Here is a 15,795-nt window from a genome sequence, read left to right on the forward strand (position 1 = left end):
GCCTCGGGCTTCAAACGACGGGGAGGGCGCTCACGCCTTCCAGTGCAAGGCGAAGACCAAGGTGAACAGGCGTCGCGCGGTGTCGTGGTCGAGATCGACCTTGCCCTCGAGGCGCTGCCGGAGGAGTTCGGAGGCTTCGTTGTGCAGGCCGCGCCGTCCCATGTCGATCGCCTCGATCTGGGTCGGCGAGGCGGTCTTGATCGCGTTGTAGTAGCTCTCGCAGATCATCTCGTAGTCGCGGATCACCCGGCGGAAGGGAGTCAGCGACAGGAGGTGCGTCATCACCGGCTCGCCGTCCTCGCGGCGGATCGCGAAGGAGAGCTTGTTCTCCACGAGACCGAGGGTGAGGGCGTAGGGTCCCTCGCGTCCGGGAATGGAGAAGTGGTTCTCCTCCAGGATGTCAAAGATCGCGATGGCGCGCTCGTGCTCCTGGTCGGGGTTGCCCCGGCCGATGGAATCCTCGTCGAAGGTCACCGCCGCGAGGCGGTGGATGGACGACGCCTTCTCTGCCGATTGTCCCGTTTCTGGTTGTCCTGAGCCGGCCATCGTCCCCTCACAAATTCAGGCGGATCGCCACCGAGCGGGCGTGGCCGTCGAGGCCCTCCGACCGTCCCAGCGCGATGGCTGCCGGCCCCAAGGCCCTCAGCGCCGCGGGATCGCAGCGCAGGATCGTCGTCCGCTTCATGAAATCGAGCACGCCGAGGCCCGACGAGAACCGGGCCGAACGGGCGGTGGGCAGCACGTGGTTGGGGCCGCCGACGTAATCGCCGATGGCTTCCGGCGTATGGCTGCCGAGGAAGATCGCGCCGGCATTGCGGACCTTGGCGGCCAGGGCCTCCGGGTCGGCGGTCTCGATCTCTAGATGCTCCGGGGCGAGGCGGTCCACCAGGGGGACGGCCTCGTCGAAATCGCGGACGCGGACGATCGCCCCGTAATCGCGCCAGCTCGCCCGGGCGATGTCGGCCCGGGGCAGGGTGGCGAGAGCCCGGTCCACGGCGCTCTCCACGGCGTCGGCGAGCTCGGACGAATCGGTGATGAGGATCGACTGGGCGGCCACATCGTGCTCGGCCTGGGCGAGGAGGTCGGCGGCGACCCAATCGGGGTTGGCGTGGCCGTCGGCGAGGATCAGCACCTCGGACGGGCCGGCAATCATGTCGATTCCGACCTGCCCGAAGACCCGGCGCTTGGCCGCCGCCACCCAGGCATTGCCAGGTCCGACGATCTTGGCCACGGGGGCGATGGTCTCGGTGCCGTAGGCCAGCGCCGCCACGGCCTGAGCGCCGCCGACGCGGTAGATCTCGCTGACACCGGCGAGGTCGGCGGCGGCGAGCACGAGGGGGTTCATCTGCCCCTCCGGCATCGGCACCACCATGACGACGCGCGGCACCCCCGCGACGCGGGCGGGAATGGCGTTCATCAGGACGGAGGAGGGGTAGCTCGCGGTTCCGCCGGGCACGTAGAGGCCGACCGATTCGAGCGCCGTCCAGCGCCAGCCCGAGGTCACGCCGATCGCGTCGGTGGCCATGTGGTCGCCGGGTACCTGGCCGCGATGGAAGGCCTCGATGCGGGTCGCCGCGAGCCGCAGGGCGTCGAGGGCGTCGGCCGGACAGGCGGCGATGGCCGCCCGCACCTCATCGGGCGTCACCCGAAGAGAGGTGGCGGAAAAATCCTCGCCGAGCCGGTCGAAGCGGCGGGTGTAGTCCACCAGGGCCGCGTCGCCCCCGGAGACCACGCCGGCGATGATCCCGCGCACGGTCTCGTCCACATCCTCGGAAATCTCGCGCTTGACGCTGAGAAGACCGGCGAAGGCGGCGGCGAAATCGGCGTCGCGGCTGTCGAGGCGCATCATCAGGCGGAATCTTTCAAGACGTTGTCCTTGGCGGAGGGGACCGTGCCCGCTTGTCCCCGGATCGCGGCACGGCCGGCTTCCGCCGCCTCGTGGTCGGGGCGGCCTTCCACCTCCCAGACCGGACCGAGATCCTTCAGCCGCGCCTCGATGCATTCCACATCGAGCTGGATCGCCGCTTTGCCGGCAAAGACCAGGGTGACGGTGCCGGAGGGGTCCTCCTTCGGCTCGAAGGTGATGGCCAGCAGGCTGAGCGGCTCGTTGGAGGTGGAGCCGGGCGTGATTCCGCGTGCGCGCACGGCCATGACCCGCTCGAAATGCAGGCCGGTGAGGCGCCGGCGCGGGGCCTCGGCATCCGGCGTCGACCAGTCGAAACGCCGCCCGACCAGCACGAAGCGGTGCGACGACGCCAGATAGGCGAGGTCCTGCGGGCGCAGGACCGCATCCTGGAGATGAGCCGAGAGGATGGCGAGATCCTCCGCGTCGAGGGCAGCGAGCTTGAGGAGCTCCATGTCGGGTTCGCATCTGGCCGGACACCGCCGGATCGGGCGCCGGGTGTGGAAGTGGGTCGGCCGTAGGTAGCGAGGCGGCCGCCCTGCGGCAACCGCGCGGCCCGGAACAATTGCAGCGTGCCGGCGATACGGGCCGTTCGCGGCGGCGACGTCAGACGACGTTCATGCGGAAGGAACTATGCCTTCGCAGACTTCCGAATTGGGATATCCAAAGCCATGACTGCCGGACCTGTACGTCGTATCGCCCTTGCTGCCGTCACCGTCCTGACGGTGGCGGCCGGCCTGGGGTCAGCCCAAGCCCAGGTTCCGCACTATCCCGACGACGGCTACAACCGGCCGACCTACGACCGGTCGCCCTACGGCGACGACCGGTCGCGCGGCTACGATCGCTATGCCCGGCCGTACGACGATGGCGAGCGCCGTCCCCTGCCGCCGCGATACGGACGCCAGCGCATGGGCAGCGTCTGCGTCACCTCGCGCGGCAATTGCCCCGCCTATCCGAGCCCGATCCAGTCGCCCTGCCGCTGCGACATCCCGGGCTTCGGCCCCAAGCGCGGCAACGTGCTGGAATAGGGCCTTCGTCCGGGAGGCGCGAACCGCCTCCCGGGTCGGACAGGGTGGTCAGGAGCGGACCCGGCTGATCTCGGCGCCGCAGCGGCCGAGCTTGGCCTCCAGCGCCTCGAAGCCGCGGTCGAGATGGTAGACCCGGTTGATGCTGGTCTCGCCCTCGGCGGCGAGGCCGGCGATGACGAGGGAGACCGAGGCACGCAGGTCGGTCGCCATGACCGGGGCGCCCTTGAGGCGCTCCACGCCGTCGACGATGGCCAGATCGCCTTCGAGCCGGATCTTGGCGCCGAGACGCGCCAGTTCCTGCACGTGCATGAAACGGTTCTCGAAGATGGTCTCGCGGATGTGGGACTGGCCCTTGGCCAGGGTCATCAGCGCCATGAACTGCGCCTGCAGGTCGGTGGGGAAGCCCGGGAACGGGTCGGTGGTCACGTCCACCGCCGCGATGCCGCCGCCATTGCGCCGGATGCGGATCGTGTCGGCGGTGGAGGTGATCTCGGCACCCGTCGTCGTCAGCACGTCGAGTGCGCTGTGCAGCAGGTCGGCCCGGGTGTTCTCCAGGGTCACGTCGCCCCCCACCATGGCGGCCGCCATGGCGTAGGTGCCGGTCTCGATCCGGTCCGGCAGGACGGTGTGGCGGGCGCCGTTGAGGCGCGAGACGCCCTCGATGGTGATGCGCGGGGTGCCGGCTCCCGAAATCCTGGCGCCCATCTTGATGAGGCAATCCGCGAGATCGACCACTTCCGGCTCGCGGGCGGCATTCTCGATCAGGGTCGAGCCGTTGGCGAGCGCCGCCGCCATCAGCGCCACATGGGTGCCGCCCACCGTGACCTTGGGGAAGTGGATCTCGCCGCCGCGCAGGCCGCTCTTGGCCTTCGCCACCACGTAGCCGCCATCGATCTCGACGGTGGCGCCGAGGCGCTCCAGGGCCATCAGCATGAGGTCGATGGGGCGGGTGCCGATGGCGCAGCCGCCGGGCATCGAGACACGGGCCTCGCCGAACCGCGCGAGCAGCGGCGCGATGACCCAGAAACTCGCCCGCATGGTGGAGACGAGCTCGTAGGGGGCGGTGGTGTCGATGACGTTGGAGGCGGTGAGCCGGATGGTCTGGCCGGTCTCCGTCGTATCACCGGGGCGCTTGCCCACCACCATGTGGTCGACGCCGTGGTTCCCGAGGATGCGCAGCAGGGCGTGGATGTCGGCGAGGCGCGGCACGTTCATGAGTTCGAGGGATTCCCCCGTCATCAGGCTCGCGATCATCAGGGGCAGGGCCGCGTTCTTGGCGCCCGAGATCGGGATCACGCCGTGGAGCGGCTTTCCGCCGATGATGTTGATCCGGTCCATCGTCGTCCTTCGCGCGGCGTCCTGCCCGTTCCCGTGACGGGAGGGCGGTGCCGTCCTGGTTCTGCAAACAGTGGCGGTGCGCTCGCGGCACGGCCTTATCGAGCCGCCTATACGTGAGTTTTGTCCGAAAAAGGATCGTCAGCCGTCTGCGTCGCGATCCGGCTTCGCGTTCGGTCGCTTGCCGGCATCGCCGGTTTCCGCCGCGGCCGTGGCCTGCCCGCGGACCCGCGTCTGGGCCTTGCGGCGCTTCAGGTTGTCTCGCAGGGCCGCCTTCAGCCGTTCGTTGCGCGTGGCGTCGTTCTTCATGGCGATCACTGCGCGACCCTTCGTCGCCAGGGCGAAATACCGGCTTTGCCACCCGGTCTCAACAGGCGCAGAGCTGGAATGCAGGAGTCGACTTGAACCAATTCCAAGTTCGCCTGTATCGTCGGGCTCGTGGCGTCGAAATCAGCACCGTCTGATTCCTTCCGCGCCATGCGAAGCGAGATCGTTGCGCCAGCGGGAATCATGGTCGTCGAGACCCGCAGCGGAGAGTTTGGTGCTTCGGAACAAGCCCTTTGTAACGATGCTGCTGCTGAATGCAGACGAGCGGATGCCGGAGCCGCCGAGAGCGGCGCTGCCATGCGGTCGGCCATAGCGTGAAGGACGGATGCCCGTGAATCGGATGCCCGCGATGACGATGATCAGCGATACGACGACGCCCCGCGATTCCTCCAGCCAGGGATCGTCCACCCGCGCGTCGTTCGGGCAGGGCCGGACCGATTACGAGAGCTACTTCCGCAAGGCCGTGGACCGTCTGCACGACGAGCGCCGCTACCGGGTGTTCGCCGATATCGAGCGGATCGCCGGGCGCTTCCCCACGGCCAACTGGCGCCGTCCGGACGGCAGCACCCGAGAGATCACCGTCTGGTGTTCCAACGACTATCTCGGCATGGGCCAGCATCCGGACGTGGTCTCGGCCATGACCAAGACCGCCGCCCGCTGCGGCGTCGGCGCCGGAGGCACCCGCAACATCGCCGGCAACAATTCGCCGCTGGTGGACCTGGAGCGCGAGCTCGCCGATCTGCACGGTAAGGAGGCAGGCCTCGTCTTCACCTCGGGCTACGTCTCGAACCAGGCCGGCATCTCCACCATCGCCAAGCTGATCCCGAACTGTCTGATCCTGTCGGATGCGTTCAACCACAATTCGATGATCGAAGGCGTGCGCCATTCGGGCTGCGAGAAGCGCATCTTCCGCCACAACGATCTCGCCCATCTCGAGGAACTGCTGATCGCCGCCGGGGACCGCCCCAAGCTGATCGCCTTCGAGAGCGTCTATTCCATGGACGGCGACGTCTCCGACATCGCCGCCATCTGCGATCTGGCCGACACATACGGCGCCATGACCTATCTCGACGAGGTCCATGCGGTGGGCCTCTACGGGGATCGCGGCGGCGGCATCGCCGAGCGCGACGGGGTGATGCACCGGGTCGACGTGATCGAGGGGACGCTGGCCAAGGGCTTCGGCTGTGTCGGCGGCTACATCACCGCCTCGACGGTCCTGTGCGACGCCGTGCGCAGCCATGCGCCGGGCTTCATCTTCACCACCGCTCTGCCGCCGGCCATCGCGGCCGCGGCCCGCGCCTCGGTGCGCTACCTCAAGCGCTCGCAGGTGGAGCGGACGGCGCACCAGCGCCAGGCCGCCCTGACCAAGGTGGCGTTGGAAGAGGCAGGCCTGCCGGTGCTCCCCACCGAGACCCATATCGTGCCGGTGATGGTGGGCGATGCCGAGCTGTGCAAGGCGGCGGCCGACCATCTCCTCGAGCAGCACGGCATCTACATCCAGCCGATCAACTACCCCACCGTGCCGCGCGGCACCGAGCGCCTGCGGATCACGCCCTCGCCGTTCCACGACGCGGCCCGCATCGCCAGGCTGACGGCGGCGCTCACCGAGACCTGGGACACCCTGGACCTGCCCCGCGCCGGCACGGTGTTCGTCGAGGCGGCGGAGTAGGAAGCGGTCAGTTCAGCCGCCAGAGCGTGACGGTGAGCAGAGTCGCGAAGGTGACCCAGGCGGCGTAGGGCACGAGCAGCCACGCCGCCAACCGGTCGAAGCGCCAGGACAGGCGGATGGTCCAGAGGATCATCACCAGCATCGCCGCGGCGACGATCCCCGCCCAGCCGAGGGCATGGGCCGAGAAGAAGACCGGCGACCACGCCGCGTTGAGCGCCAGTTGGGCGGCGAAGGCACCGACCGCCAGATTCCAGGCCCGCCGCGTCGGCCCCGTCGCCGGATACGCCCCGAGCAAGCGCCAGAACGACAGCGCGATCATCGCGTAGAGGATCGTCCAGGCCACCGGGAACAGCCAGTTGGGCGGGTTGAAGCCGGGCTTCGTCAGGCCGGCATACCAGCCCTCGATGTTGGGCGTGGTGCTGAGAGAGCCGACGACGGACGTCGCCACCACCGGCAGGATGGCGACCGCGAGTCTCGCTATCGGAGAGAGCGGCGAGCGATACGGAATGTGAGACGTGGTCATGCCGATGTCTTACCCGTATCGCGATCCTCCGTTCCGGTGACGTGGGGGCCGAACCCGACGAGATCGTCGAGGGAGATGGCCAGGGCCGAGGCGAGCCTGCGCAGGGTCTCGATCGTCCCCTCCCGTTTCCCCGTCTCGATCTGCGACAGGTAGGCCTGTGCGATGCCGGCTTTGTCCGCGAGAATTGCCGCCGTCATTCCACGATGGTCGCGCCAGACACGGATGCGATTCTCGCCCGAAAGCAGTCGTTCGACGATCGCCGAGGGCACGAGTTCCTCTTCACCAAGGGCCAGCTTGCGCTGGAACTCGGTGACGGCGAGGCGATCCTCCGCATTCTCGGCGGCTTCGAGAAGAGCTTCGTATTCTGCTTCCGGCAACACGACGAGCCGCTCGCCTCCTGCCGTCACGATCGTCTGTGCACCCATGGCGAACCGTCCTGATTCAATCGTATGCGCTGCCGCGAGGCGCGATTCTGATGATGGCGAGGATCTGCCCGTCCTGGGTGAACAGGATTCGCCAGTCGCCGACCCGCAGGCGGTAGAAGCCGAGCTGGCCCTTCAGAGCCTTGACGTTGTTGGCCTGAGAGGCCGGATGCCCGGCATACTCGTCGATCTTCGTTCGAATGAGTCTCGCTACGTTCGCCGGCATGCGGGTCAGTGCCCTCACGGCATCCTTGCTGTAGGCGACCTGCATCATGACGTTAGCGGATAGCGAAACTCATCGCGGTCGAACATAGCATTCCGCTATTGTTTCGCCACGTCTCTCCCAAGGGTCAAGCGGCCCATCTGCCGGAACGAAACCCATGTCCGAATCCGCCGACGGCCCCTCCTCCGCACATCCCACCCCCCCCTTCACCAAGCGCACCCTGGCCGCGCAGGCCATGGGCCATGTCGATCCGGTGACGCGGGCGGTGGTGGCACCGCTCCATGTCTCGACGACGTTCCTCCGCGATCCCGACAACGGCTACAGTTCGGGCTTCTCCTATGCCCGGCCGGACAACGCCACGACCCGCGAGGCCGAGGCCGTCATCGCCATGCTGGAGGAGGCGGAGGCCGGCGCGATGCTGTTCGGCTCCGGCATGGCGGCGGCGACCGCCGTCTTCTCGGCCCTGGAGCCCGGAGACCACATCGTCGCACCCTTGGTGATGTATTGGGCGCTCAAGCGCTGGCTCCAGCAGGAAGCGCCGCGCCGGGGCTGGGGCCTCGACTTCGTCGCCATGGACGACCTCGACGCCCTGCGCGCCGCGATCAGGCCGGGCACGACGAAGCTCGTCTGGGTGGAGACGCCCGGCAATCCGCTCTGGACCATCACCGACATCGCCGCCGCGGCCGAGATCGCGCATGGGGCGGGGGCGCGCCTGGCCATCGATTCCACCGCCGCTTCGCCGATCCACACGCGGCCCCTGACGCTCGGGGCCGACATCGTCATGCACTCGGCCACCAAGATCCTGAATGGGCATTCCGACGTGGTCGCCGGTGTCCTGGCCTCGGCCCGCGCCGATGCGTTCTGGGAGCGCATCGGCGCGATCCGGGCCGGCGGCGGGGCGATCCTCGGGCCGTTCGAGGCCTATCTGCTGATGCGCTCGCTGCGGACCCTGCCGCTTCGCGTCGCCGCGCAATCGGCTTCCGCCGCGGACCTCGCCCGGCGCTTCTCGGCGCATCCGCGCGTGGCCTCGGTGCTCTATCCCGGCCTGCCGGGCGATCCCGGCCACGCGGTGGCGGCGCGGCAGATGGAGGGCGGCTTCGGCTTCATGCTGTCGATCCGGGTCGCGGCCGGCGAGGAGGCGGCCATCGCCACGGCGGCGCGGGTGCGCCTGTGGAAGCGCGCCACGTCGCTCGGCGGCGTCGAGAGCCTGATCGAACATCGCGCCTCGGTGGAGGGGCCGGGCACGCCGTGTCCGCCCGATCTCCTGCGGCTCTCCGTGGGAATCGAGCATGTGGACGACCTGTTCGCGGATCTCGACGCGGCGCTGGGCTGATTTCCTCGTCGGTTCTTGGTGCGATCCCGCCCTTCGCGCATTGTGCGAGGGACGGACCGCCGCCGGGCGGTCGCCGCGATGCGAGCGAGGACGACCCGATGCGATACCCTGTTCCCCTCCTGACCGGCGCCCTCGCGCTCGTCGCCCTCACGAATGTGGCCCCGGCCGCCGATGGGCCGCCCAAGCTCGACGTTCAGGCGACCTGCAAATCCTCGGTCCGTGCGGAGGCCAGCGTCAGCGACAACGCCACCGTCGAGGGCTGCCTGCGTTCGGAGGAGGCGGCGCGCAAGGAAGCCCAGCGCCGCTGGGGCGATTACTCGCCGGCCGCCAAGACCCAGTGCGAGAAGCAGTTCCAGGCCGGCGGCTTCCCGTCCTACGTGGAGATGGTGACCTGCCTCGAACTGGCCAGCGGCACGGTGCCGACCCAGGGCACCGGACCCGGCGCCGATACCAGCTCCGGCGCCCGGCGCGAGAAGCCGGACGGCAATGCCGGTGCGGCCACCGCCGAGCCCAGGCCGAGCCAGCGCACCAACCCGATCGAGGTGCTGGAGAAACCCTAGCTTCCAGGGTCAGAACACGATCATTTTGATTAAGGGTGGTTCGGCTTCTTCTCCCTTTCAGACCTTCGGGACAGGGATTGGTGGCTCGATGGCAATGGAGAGGCTTGCCGAAGGAAGCCCTTGACCCGGCCCCTGCGGCCGGTCCGATAGATGTCGGGTTCGACTATTCAAGGTGAGTCATGAACCCGACGCTCCGCAGCCTCACACCCGCGCAAGCAAGCGTTACCCTCGGAGTTTCCGCGAAAGCGCTCCGCCTCTACGAGGAGCACGGCCTGCTCGTCCCTGACCGCACACGAACTGGGTGGCGGGTCTATGACGTTGCCGCGATGACTCGGGCATCCGAGATCGTAGCACTGCGTAGCCTTGGCCTGAGCCTCGCGCAGGTTGCGCGCGTTCTCGATGGGAAGCCGCACGATCTTGATGCCAGCCTCGCTGCGCACGAAGCACGTCTCAGTGAGCAGCGCCAACGGACGGCCGAGGCCCTCGAACGGCTCAGGACGCTTCGCGTGGACCTCGCCGAGGGGCGCGTTCCCGAGCCTACGACGATAGCTCGGGCAGTCGTTCAAAGCCTTCCGGTGACGGTCGGTTTTACCTTACCCTGGCCGTGGGATGGGGAGTGGTTCGCCCTGCTCCACGTTCCGCGCCTTGCGTTCATCACGGGACCGCTCGGCAGCGGGAAGACACGCTTCGCGCAAAGCCTCGCGTCAGCGTTGCCCGATGCCGTATTCCTCGGCCTTGACCGCCTGTCGGACCCTACGCTCTCGCAGCGCCTCGCCGACGATCCTACCCTCGCGGAGCAGGTGGAACGCCGATTGACGTGGCTTATCGAGGAAGGGGCGGAGCGCTCGGATGGGTTGATCCGTCTCGTCGTTGCCCTGGAAGCTGCTACGTCCACGATCCTTGTGATCGACATGGTGGAGGAAGGACTGAGCGCAGCGACGCAGACGGCCCTGATGGCGCACCTTCGTCTTCGAGGTACGAGCAAGCGTGCACTAATCCTGATGACGCGTTCATCGGCTATCCTCGATCTCGATGCGCTTGAGCCAACTGAAACCGTCATCCTATGCCCGGCCAACCACAGCATGCCGCTTCGCGTTGTTCCGTATCCAGGCGGACAGGGCTACGAGGCCGTGGTGACCTGTGTTGCGTCACCAAAGGTCCGAGCACGTACGGCAGGGGTCGTTGCCATACGTCCCGGCATAGGGTGAGGGGATGCCATGTCGGCTGTCCACCGAGGCCGTGTGAGAACGCAGATCCCTCCGGTTCAAGGCGAATGTCCTGAGAGTGTCGCAGAGCGAAGTGGTGGCCTTCAGGCCCGGATCAGTGCGCCTCACACCGGACCTCGGTGGGCCTGACCTACGGGGCAGGAACACTGAGGCGTGGCATGACATGCGGCCGCCGTCTCTCGGCGTCGATCGACCGGGTCCATCCGGACGAGGTCATCGCGTTTCGCGAAGCCACTTCCAGACGTGCTGCACCGTCCCCTGACCGCTGATCTGCTGAACCACCCGACGCTCGACCCGCCAAGCCTGGGGTGGCGCGCCGAAGCGGTTGCGGAAGCTGCGGCTGAGCTGCGAGGCACTGCTGAAGCCGAAGACCTCGGCCAAGCGGGCAAGGGTGCGCGTCTCCATCGGATCGGCCAGCGCGTCGCGCATGGCCTTCAGGCGCTCGCCCTGCACGAAGTGCATCACGCCTCCTTCCGGCTCGAACAGCCGGTAGAGCGTGGCCCGCGAGACCCGCATCTGTCCGGCGACGAAGGCGGGCGACAGATCGGACCGGGACAGGTTTTCCCGCACGATCATCCTGGCCAGCGCCATCAGGCCGCCGTCGAGTTCGCGGCCTTCGAGCACGTCCTTGGCCCGCGAGGGATCGAGCAGGCGGCGCAGGAAGCCAACGAACTCGACGGCGAGAGCCGGGGCGTCGTCGGGGCGCGTGGTCGGCAAGCGGCGGTAGAGGTCCAGAATGCGTGCGGCGAGCAACCGGTTGCGGGCCGCATCGAAGAGCATGTCATGGTCCTCGAGCGGTAGCCCGTGGAGGTGGGAGCAGGGGATCACGATGCCGGTCGTATCGGCCCGGTCGAGCATGCCATCGCGCAGATGACGGCGGCCGATGAAGGTCACGGTGCCGGCCGAGGCCGAGACCGCTTTGCCGGCGACGGTGCCCTGAAAGCGGCCGGACCGATAGAGTTGGACGATGTACTGGTCGGAACCGGCATCGACACGTCGGCGATCGCGCTGGAGCCGCTGGGTCGAGAGCAGGGTGCGATGAGCGACGAGGTCGTCGATCGGGTACGCGATGTTGGTGCCGAAAGGCAGGACGGCGGATCGCGTCGTCGGACTGACCTCGTACATCGGCGCCAGGAGTGTGCGCCATCGCTCGAAAGCCTCTCCGGGAGGCAAGCCCGACGTCGTCAGGCAGAAGTACGGCAGGCCCGGTTCAGCCGTCGTGTCGTCTGCACCCAACGAGCCAAATCCTTCGTCACCCGACCCGTCCGAGCCACGACGTTAGGCATGAAGTCCTTGATGAGGCAACCGAAATGGATGTTGGGGGTCCGTGGAGCGTAAAAGGGTCGCAAGCGGGCGGATGACCGCTCCGGGCGACACCGCGCGCCCGCATCCACGGCAAGATCGGATCGGGTTCGGACCTGGCTTCCAGCCTCTCGCCCCTTCGTCGCCCCTTCGGCCTCATCGTGGCGCGGAGAGGCCGGTTCCTCAGTTCGCCCAGGCTTCCTGATGGAGGCGCAGGCCCCGCTCCTCGCCCCGGCGGACCGAGGCCAGGTCGAGGAGTTCGGGGGCGCGGTCCGTGTCGTCGATGGAGAGGAACAGGCCGTTCTTCTGCGAGGCACGGCCGAGATCGGCGCGGCTGGTCAGGACGCTGAAGGCCGGGCTCGTGAGGAGCGCGAGGGCCACCGGCCCCATCCACAGGGCGAGCCAGGGATCGCCGGCATAAACGAGCAGGCCGGCGAGCAGGGCGCCCGCCACCAGGGCGTCCACCTGCAGGCGAATCGCCTCGGACCACGGCACCCGACGGTCGTCGCGCACCTGCGAATCCCAGCGCACCACGCGGCCGATGAAGGTGGTGGCGACGGCACCCGCGGCAAAGACCGTCATGACCGGCCAGAGCAGCACCCAGACGATTTGTTCGAGCACGGCGCTCTTCAGCAACGAGGCGGTGCCGCCGAAGGCCGCGCGGCGGGTCGGCGAGGCCAGGACATGGCCGAGGCTGAGAAGCTTCGGCAGGGCCATCACGACGACGACGAGGGCGGCCAGCGCATGGGCGGCGAGGCCCGTCCCGGTGAGCCCATAGGCCAGGAGGCCGAGATCGCCGGTGACGGCGGCCTGGATCGAGGCGGCGGCGAGGAACAGCACCCAGAGCGGGCAGGCGAGGTAGGACAGGATGCCGACGATGAGGTGCCAGCGGCTCGCCGCCCGCAGGCCCGGCAGGGTGGTGACGCGCAGGTGCTGCATGTTGCCCTGGCACCAGCGCCGCTCGCGCCCGAGGAGATCGACGAGGTTCGTCGGCATCTCTTCCCAGGTGCCGCCCATCTCCGGCAGGAGGCGGACCTCCCATCCGGCCCGGCGCAGGAGCGCGCCTTCGACGATGTCGTGGCACAGGATCTCGCCGCCCAGCGGCGCCTTGCCGGGCAGCACCGGCAGTTCGGCATTGTCGGCGAAGGCCGCGACCCGCAGGATCGCGTTGTGGCCCCAATAGCTTCCATCCGCGCCCTGCCAGGTCTCGAGGCAGCGGATCGACAGCGGCGCGTAGAGCCGCACGGCGAATTGCTGGATACGGGCGAACAGCGTGTCCCGGCCGGTGGCATAGGAGACGGTCTGGATCAGCCCGACACGGGGGGCTTCCTCCATCAGCCGGGCGAGGCGGCGCATGGCGGCGCCGGTCATCAGGCTGTCGGCATCGAGCACGATCATGAAATCGTACTCGTCGCCGTAGCTTCGACAGAACTCCGCGATGTTGCCGGCCTTGCGGCCCGCATTGTCCTGGCGCCGCCGGTAGCGGAAGCGCGGCAGGCCGGGGCCGTTCAGGCGCGCCCAGGCCTCGATCCGCGCGAATTCATGCTCCTCCACCGCCGCGATGGCGCCGTCGCGCGTATCGGAGAGGACGAAGATGTCGATATCGGACCCGTCGCCGCCCCCACGCTGGAGCGAGCGGGCCATGACGCGAAGGGCGGCAAACACCGCCACCGCATCTTCGGCATGGATCGCCACCACGGCCGCCGTGCGGCTCAGGCCCGAGGCGGTGGCCGGCACCGTGGCCGAGCGGATCTCGATCGCGGATTTGGCCGCATCGCCGAACGCGACCGCCACGAGTCCGTAGACGTATTGCCAGGCGACGAAGGATTGCCACGCCATCACGAGGCCGAACAGGACCAGCACAGCCCAGCCCAAGGCGCCGTCGGGGCGTCCATAGGCGGACACGGCAAGCCACGCGATCGCCGCCGCGGTGACCAGGGTCGGCACCGCCAGCAGGAGCCGCCGCCACAGGAGCGACGGCGCCTCGAACGAGGGCGTCTCGCTCGGCCGGCTCGCGGGAATCACCGGGTCCGGGATTCCGGCTTGGGATGCGTCGTGCGACAACCGGGTGATGGACATGGGGCGATGGACACTCGATCAAGGCTGAGATGGGCCGTCATCCGTCACGACACGAAGGGCATCGATGACACGGGACGACGGTGGAGACGAGCGTTCGGGACGCGAGCCCCTCTCGCGGCGGCAGACCTTGCGAACCGCGCTCGGTCTGACAGCAGGCATCATAATGCCTAGTGCCGTCGACCTGAATACCGCCAGAACGATGGCCGCCGACACTCTCGACCCACCGCGCGACGCGCCGATGACCTTCGAGGGCGTCGTGGCCCAGGCCCGCCGCCTCGCGGCCTCACCCTACCGGCCCGCTCCGGACGATCTCCCGGCCCCGCTCGCCGCCCTCAGCTACGACGGCTACCGCGCGATCACCTTCCGCCCTGACGCGGCCCCTCGCCTCGGTGGTTCGTTCTCGCTGCAACTGTTCCATCGCGGCTTCCTGCAGAAGAAGCGCGTCGCCCTGTTCCTCCAGCCGCCGGACGGGCCGCCGCAGCCGATCCTGTACCAGTCGGGCCTGTTCGATCTCGGCTCCGACCTTGCCGGGCAGGACTTTTCCCGCGATCTCGGCTTTGCCGGCTTCCGGCTGCATCACGCCTTCGACGATAGAAAGCCGGCTCACCAGGAGGAATTCCTGGTCTTCCTCGGCGCCTCGTATTTCCGGCTTCGCGGAAAGACGCAGGAATACGGCCTGTCGGCGCGTGGTGCCGCGATCCAGACCGGCGGTCCCGGAGCGGAGGAGTTTCCGGACTTCACGGCGTTCTGGATCTGCGAGCCGAAGGCCGAGGCCCGCGCCGTCACGATCCTGGCGCTCCTCGATTCGCCGAGCCTCGCGGGCGCCTACCGCTTCGTGGTCGAACCCGGCGAGACCTCGCGGATGGTCGTCACCGCCTCGCTGCATCCCCGCGCCGCGATCCCGCGTCTCGGCCTCGCGCCGCTCACCAGCATGTTCTTGCACGGAGAGAACGGTCCGGGCGCGCGCGGAGCCGCGCCCTTCGACGATTTTAGGCCCCAGGTTCACGATTCCGATGGGCTGGTGGTGGCGACCAAGGACGACCGCCTATGGCGTCCCTTGAGTAACGGACGGCGCGATCCGCAGATCTCGGCGTTCCGGGTCGATTCCCTCGATGGGTTCGGACTTCTCCAGCGCGAGCGAAGCTTTGCCGCCTATCTCGACGTTCAGGCCCGACACGAGGCGCGGCCCGGCCTCTGGGTCACGCCCCAGGCGGGGTTCGGCGCCGGGGCGGTGCAGCTCTTCGAGATCCCGTCCCGCGAAGAGTATATGGACAATATCGTCGCCGCCTTCGTGCCGGACGCACCCGTCACGGCGGGAAGCGCCCTCGACCTCGCCTACACCCTCGCCACCATCGGGGCCGAACCGGACACCGCCGTACTGAGCGCGCTCGCCCGGGTGGTCTCCACCCGTGTCGGTTCGGCCGAGCGCCTGCGGCCGACCACGCCGCCGAGTCCGGAGCGGCGCCTCTACGTCATCGATTTCGAAGGACCGGGCCTGCCCACCGGCCCGGACGGTGACATCGCGGCCGAGGTCTCGGCCAGCGCCGGCGCCATGGTCGATCCGGTGGTGGAGCGGGTGCCCCAGACCGGGGGCTGGCGCCTCTACGTGGAATGGCGCCCGGCGACGCCGTTGCCGCCCGGCGACGTGATCCTGCGGGCGCGCCTCATGCGCGGCGGGCGTCCAATCAGCGAGACCTGGGACAACGCCGCCTGATCGCCGATTTCACGACTTGGCGAGTTGCCGCAGGGATCGGAACGGGAGCACCGGTCGGGGATTCTCAACTTGGAACACCACCAAGTTGCGGAGCCGCCCGGTTCCCTCAAGGCCATCGAAGCGCCTCGGGGCGCGGCATCCGCCATCCCCC

The 15,795-nt window shown here is 68.6% G+C and carries 16 protein-coding genes; 6 read left to right on the forward strand and 10 right to left on the reverse strand.

The genetic code is table 11. The features are described from left to right. Positions 1-30: 30 nt before the first annotated feature. Genes A3OM_RS0121975 through A3OM_RS0121985 form a run of 3 tightly spaced genes read right to left on the reverse strand, consistent with a single transcriptional unit; the run spans position 31 to position 2,358 of the window. Positions 31-546: a UPF0262 family protein gene (locus A3OM_RS0121975; protein ID WP_018045954.1), complete on the reverse strand. Its 516-nt coding sequence runs from the start codon at positions 544-546 to the stop codon at positions 31-33. A gap of 7 nt (positions 547-553) precedes the next feature. Further along, entirely contained in the window at positions 554-1,849 is a 1,296-nt protein-coding gene (gene hisD / locus A3OM_RS0121980) for a histidinol dehydrogenase (protein WP_018045955.1), read from the reverse strand. Further along, a complete protein-coding gene (locus A3OM_RS0121985) occupies positions 1,849-2,358 on the reverse strand; it encodes a DUF2948 family protein (protein WP_018045956.1) in 510 nt (169 codons plus the stop codon). The genes hisD and A3OM_RS0121985 overlap by 1 nt, the downstream gene beginning before the upstream one ends. A 216-nt stretch (positions 2,359-2,574) precedes the next feature. Here A3OM_RS0121985 and A3OM_RS0121990 point away from each other — a divergent pair, with 216 nt between their 5' ends. Beyond that, complete coding sequence (locus A3OM_RS0121990; protein ID WP_018045957.1) at positions 2,575-2,931, forward strand: hypothetical protein; 357 nt, start codon at positions 2,575-2,577, stop codon at positions 2,929-2,931. Between the two features lie 48 nt (positions 2,932-2,979). On the opposite strand, the gene murA is transcribed toward A3OM_RS0121990, so the two are convergent. Together murA and A3OM_RS26225 are read right to left on the reverse strand one after the other, a co-directional pair. Further along, positions 2,980-4,269 carry a UDP-N-acetylglucosamine 1-carboxyvinyltransferase gene (gene murA / locus A3OM_RS0121995; RefSeq protein ID WP_018045958.1) on the reverse strand — a complete coding sequence of 430 codons (1,290 nt, stop codon included), beginning with the start codon at positions 4,267-4,269 and terminating at the stop codon, positions 2,980-2,982. A gap of 138 nt (positions 4,270-4,407) precedes the next feature. Next, positions 4,408-4,575, reverse strand: coding sequence for a hypothetical protein (locus tag A3OM_RS26225; protein ID WP_198290838.1), 168 nt, complete (start codon positions 4,573-4,575; stop codon positions 4,408-4,410). A 343-nt stretch (positions 4,576-4,918) separates the two neighbouring features. On the opposite strand from A3OM_RS26225, the gene hemA reads away from it, so the two are divergent. Beyond that, positions 4,919-6,262 carry a 5-aminolevulinate synthase gene (gene hemA / locus A3OM_RS0122005; RefSeq protein ID WP_018045960.1) on the forward strand — a complete coding sequence of 448 codons (1,344 nt, stop codon included), beginning with the start codon at positions 4,919-4,921 and terminating at the stop codon, positions 6,260-6,262. 7 nt (positions 6,263-6,269) lie between these two features. Here hemA and A3OM_RS0122010 read toward each other — a convergent pair whose 3' ends face one another. Genes A3OM_RS0122010 through A3OM_RS0122020 form a run of 3 tightly spaced genes read right to left on the reverse strand, consistent with a single transcriptional unit; the run spans position 6,270 to position 7,481 of the window. After that, positions 6,270-6,785, reverse strand: a complete 516-nt coding sequence (locus A3OM_RS0122010) for a TspO/MBR family protein (RefSeq protein WP_018045961.1) — start codon at positions 6,783-6,785, stop codon at positions 6,270-6,272. Beyond that, positions 6,782-7,210, reverse strand: coding sequence for a helix-turn-helix transcriptional regulator (locus A3OM_RS0122015; protein ID WP_018045962.1), 429 nt, complete (start codon positions 7,208-7,210; stop codon positions 6,782-6,784). The genes A3OM_RS0122010 and A3OM_RS0122015 overlap by 4 nt, the downstream gene beginning before the upstream one ends. A 16-nt stretch (positions 7,211-7,226) precedes the next feature. Further along, positions 7,227-7,481 (reverse strand): type II toxin-antitoxin system RelE/ParE family toxin, encoded by a 255-nt coding sequence (locus A3OM_RS0122020; RefSeq protein ID WP_018045963.1) that lies wholly within the window; start codon positions 7,479-7,481, stop codon positions 7,227-7,229. A 106-nt stretch (positions 7,482-7,587) separates the two neighbouring features. Between A3OM_RS0122020 and A3OM_RS0122025 the strand changes: the two genes are divergently transcribed. The 3 genes from A3OM_RS0122025 (at position 7,588) to A3OM_RS0122035 (ending at position 10,531) form a co-directional block, all read left to right on the forward strand. Beyond that, positions 7,588-8,763 carry an aminotransferase class V-fold PLP-dependent enzyme gene (locus tag A3OM_RS0122025; RefSeq protein ID WP_018045964.1) on the forward strand — a complete coding sequence of 392 codons (1,176 nt, stop codon included), beginning with the start codon at positions 7,588-7,590 and terminating at the stop codon, positions 8,761-8,763. A 98-nt stretch (positions 8,764-8,861) separates the two neighbouring features. Continuing rightward, positions 8,862-9,323, forward strand: a complete 462-nt coding sequence (locus A3OM_RS0122030) for a hypothetical protein (protein ID WP_018045965.1) — start codon at positions 8,862-8,864, stop codon at positions 9,321-9,323. A gap of 179 nt (positions 9,324-9,502) precedes the next feature. Further along, entirely contained in the window at positions 9,503-10,531 is a 1,029-nt protein-coding gene (locus A3OM_RS0122035; RefSeq protein ID WP_018045966.1) for a MerR family transcriptional regulator, read from the forward strand. A 231-nt stretch (positions 10,532-10,762) separates the two neighbouring features. Here A3OM_RS0122035 and A3OM_RS0122040 read toward each other — a convergent pair whose 3' ends face one another. Together A3OM_RS0122040 and mdoH are read right to left on the reverse strand one after the other, a co-directional pair. After that, positions 10,763-11,785: a helix-turn-helix domain-containing protein gene (locus A3OM_RS0122040; protein ID WP_026176308.1), complete on the reverse strand. Its 1,023-nt coding sequence runs from the start codon at positions 11,783-11,785 to the stop codon at positions 10,763-10,765. A gap of 249 nt (positions 11,786-12,034) precedes the next feature. Continuing rightward, complete coding sequence (mdoH, locus tag A3OM_RS0122045; protein WP_018045968.1) at positions 12,035-13,930, reverse strand: glucans biosynthesis glucosyltransferase MdoH; 1,896 nt, start codon at positions 13,928-13,930, stop codon at positions 12,035-12,037. 199 nt (positions 13,931-14,129) lie between these two features. On the opposite strand from mdoH, the gene A3OM_RS0122050 reads away from it, so the two are divergent. Further along, positions 14,130-15,644: a glucan biosynthesis protein gene (locus A3OM_RS0122050; protein ID WP_018045969.1), complete on the forward strand. Its 1,515-nt coding sequence runs from the start codon at positions 14,130-14,132 to the stop codon at positions 15,642-15,644. Positions 15,645-15,795 lie beyond the last annotated feature (151 nt).

The organism is Methylobacterium sp. 88A, from assembly GCF_000376345.1.
Lineage (GTDB): Bacteria > Pseudomonadota > Alphaproteobacteria > Rhizobiales > Beijerinckiaceae > Methylobacterium > Methylobacterium bullatum.

Bases quoted from the DNA above. Each gene is read 5' to 3' on its own strand.
- A3OM_RS0121975 (WP_018045954.1), bottom strand. From the start codon at position 546: ATGGCCGGCTCAGGACAACCAGAAACGGGACAATCGGCAGAGAAGGCG.
- hisD (WP_018045955.1), bottom strand. From the start codon at position 1,849: ATGATGCGCCTCGACAGCCGCGACGCCGATTTCGCCGCCGCCTTCGCC.
- A3OM_RS0121985 (WP_018045956.1), bottom strand. From the start codon at position 2,358: ATGGAGCTCCTCAAGCTCGCTGCCCTCGACGCGGAGGATCTCGCCATC.
- A3OM_RS0121990 (WP_018045957.1), top strand. From the start codon at position 2,575: ATGACTGCCGGACCTGTACGTCGTATCGCCCTTGCTGCCGTCACCGTC.
- murA (WP_018045958.1), bottom strand. From the start codon at position 4,269: ATGGACCGGATCAACATCATCGGCGGAAAGCCGCTCCACGGCGTGATC.
- A3OM_RS26225 (WP_198290838.1), bottom strand. From the start codon at position 4,575: ATGAAGAACGACGCCACGCGCAACGAACGGCTGAAGGCGGCCCTGCGA.
- hemA (WP_018045960.1), top strand. From the start codon at position 4,919: ATGCCCGTGAATCGGATGCCCGCGATGACGATGATCAGCGATACGACG.
- A3OM_RS0122010 (WP_018045961.1), bottom strand. From the start codon at position 6,785: ATGACCACGTCTCACATTCCGTATCGCTCGCCGCTCTCTCCGATAGCG.
- A3OM_RS0122015 (WP_018045962.1), bottom strand. From the start codon at position 7,210: ATGGGTGCACAGACGATCGTGACGGCAGGAGGCGAGCGGCTCGTCGTG.
- A3OM_RS0122020 (WP_018045963.1), bottom strand. From the start codon at position 7,481: ATGATGCAGGTCGCCTACAGCAAGGATGCCGTGAGGGCACTGACCCGC.
- A3OM_RS0122025 (WP_018045964.1), top strand. From the start codon at position 7,588: ATGTCCGAATCCGCCGACGGCCCCTCCTCCGCACATCCCACCCCCCCC.
- A3OM_RS0122030 (WP_018045965.1), top strand. From the start codon at position 8,862: ATGCGATACCCTGTTCCCCTCCTGACCGGCGCCCTCGCGCTCGTCGCC.
- A3OM_RS0122035 (WP_018045966.1), top strand. From the start codon at position 9,503: ATGAACCCGACGCTCCGCAGCCTCACACCCGCGCAAGCAAGCGTTACC.
- mdoH (WP_018045968.1), bottom strand. From the start codon at position 13,930: ATGTCCATCACCCGGTTGTCGCACGACGCATCCCAAGCCGGAATCCCG.
- A3OM_RS0122050 (WP_018045969.1), top strand. From the start codon at position 14,130: ATGGCCGCCGACACTCTCGACCCACCGCGCGACGCGCCGATGACCTTC.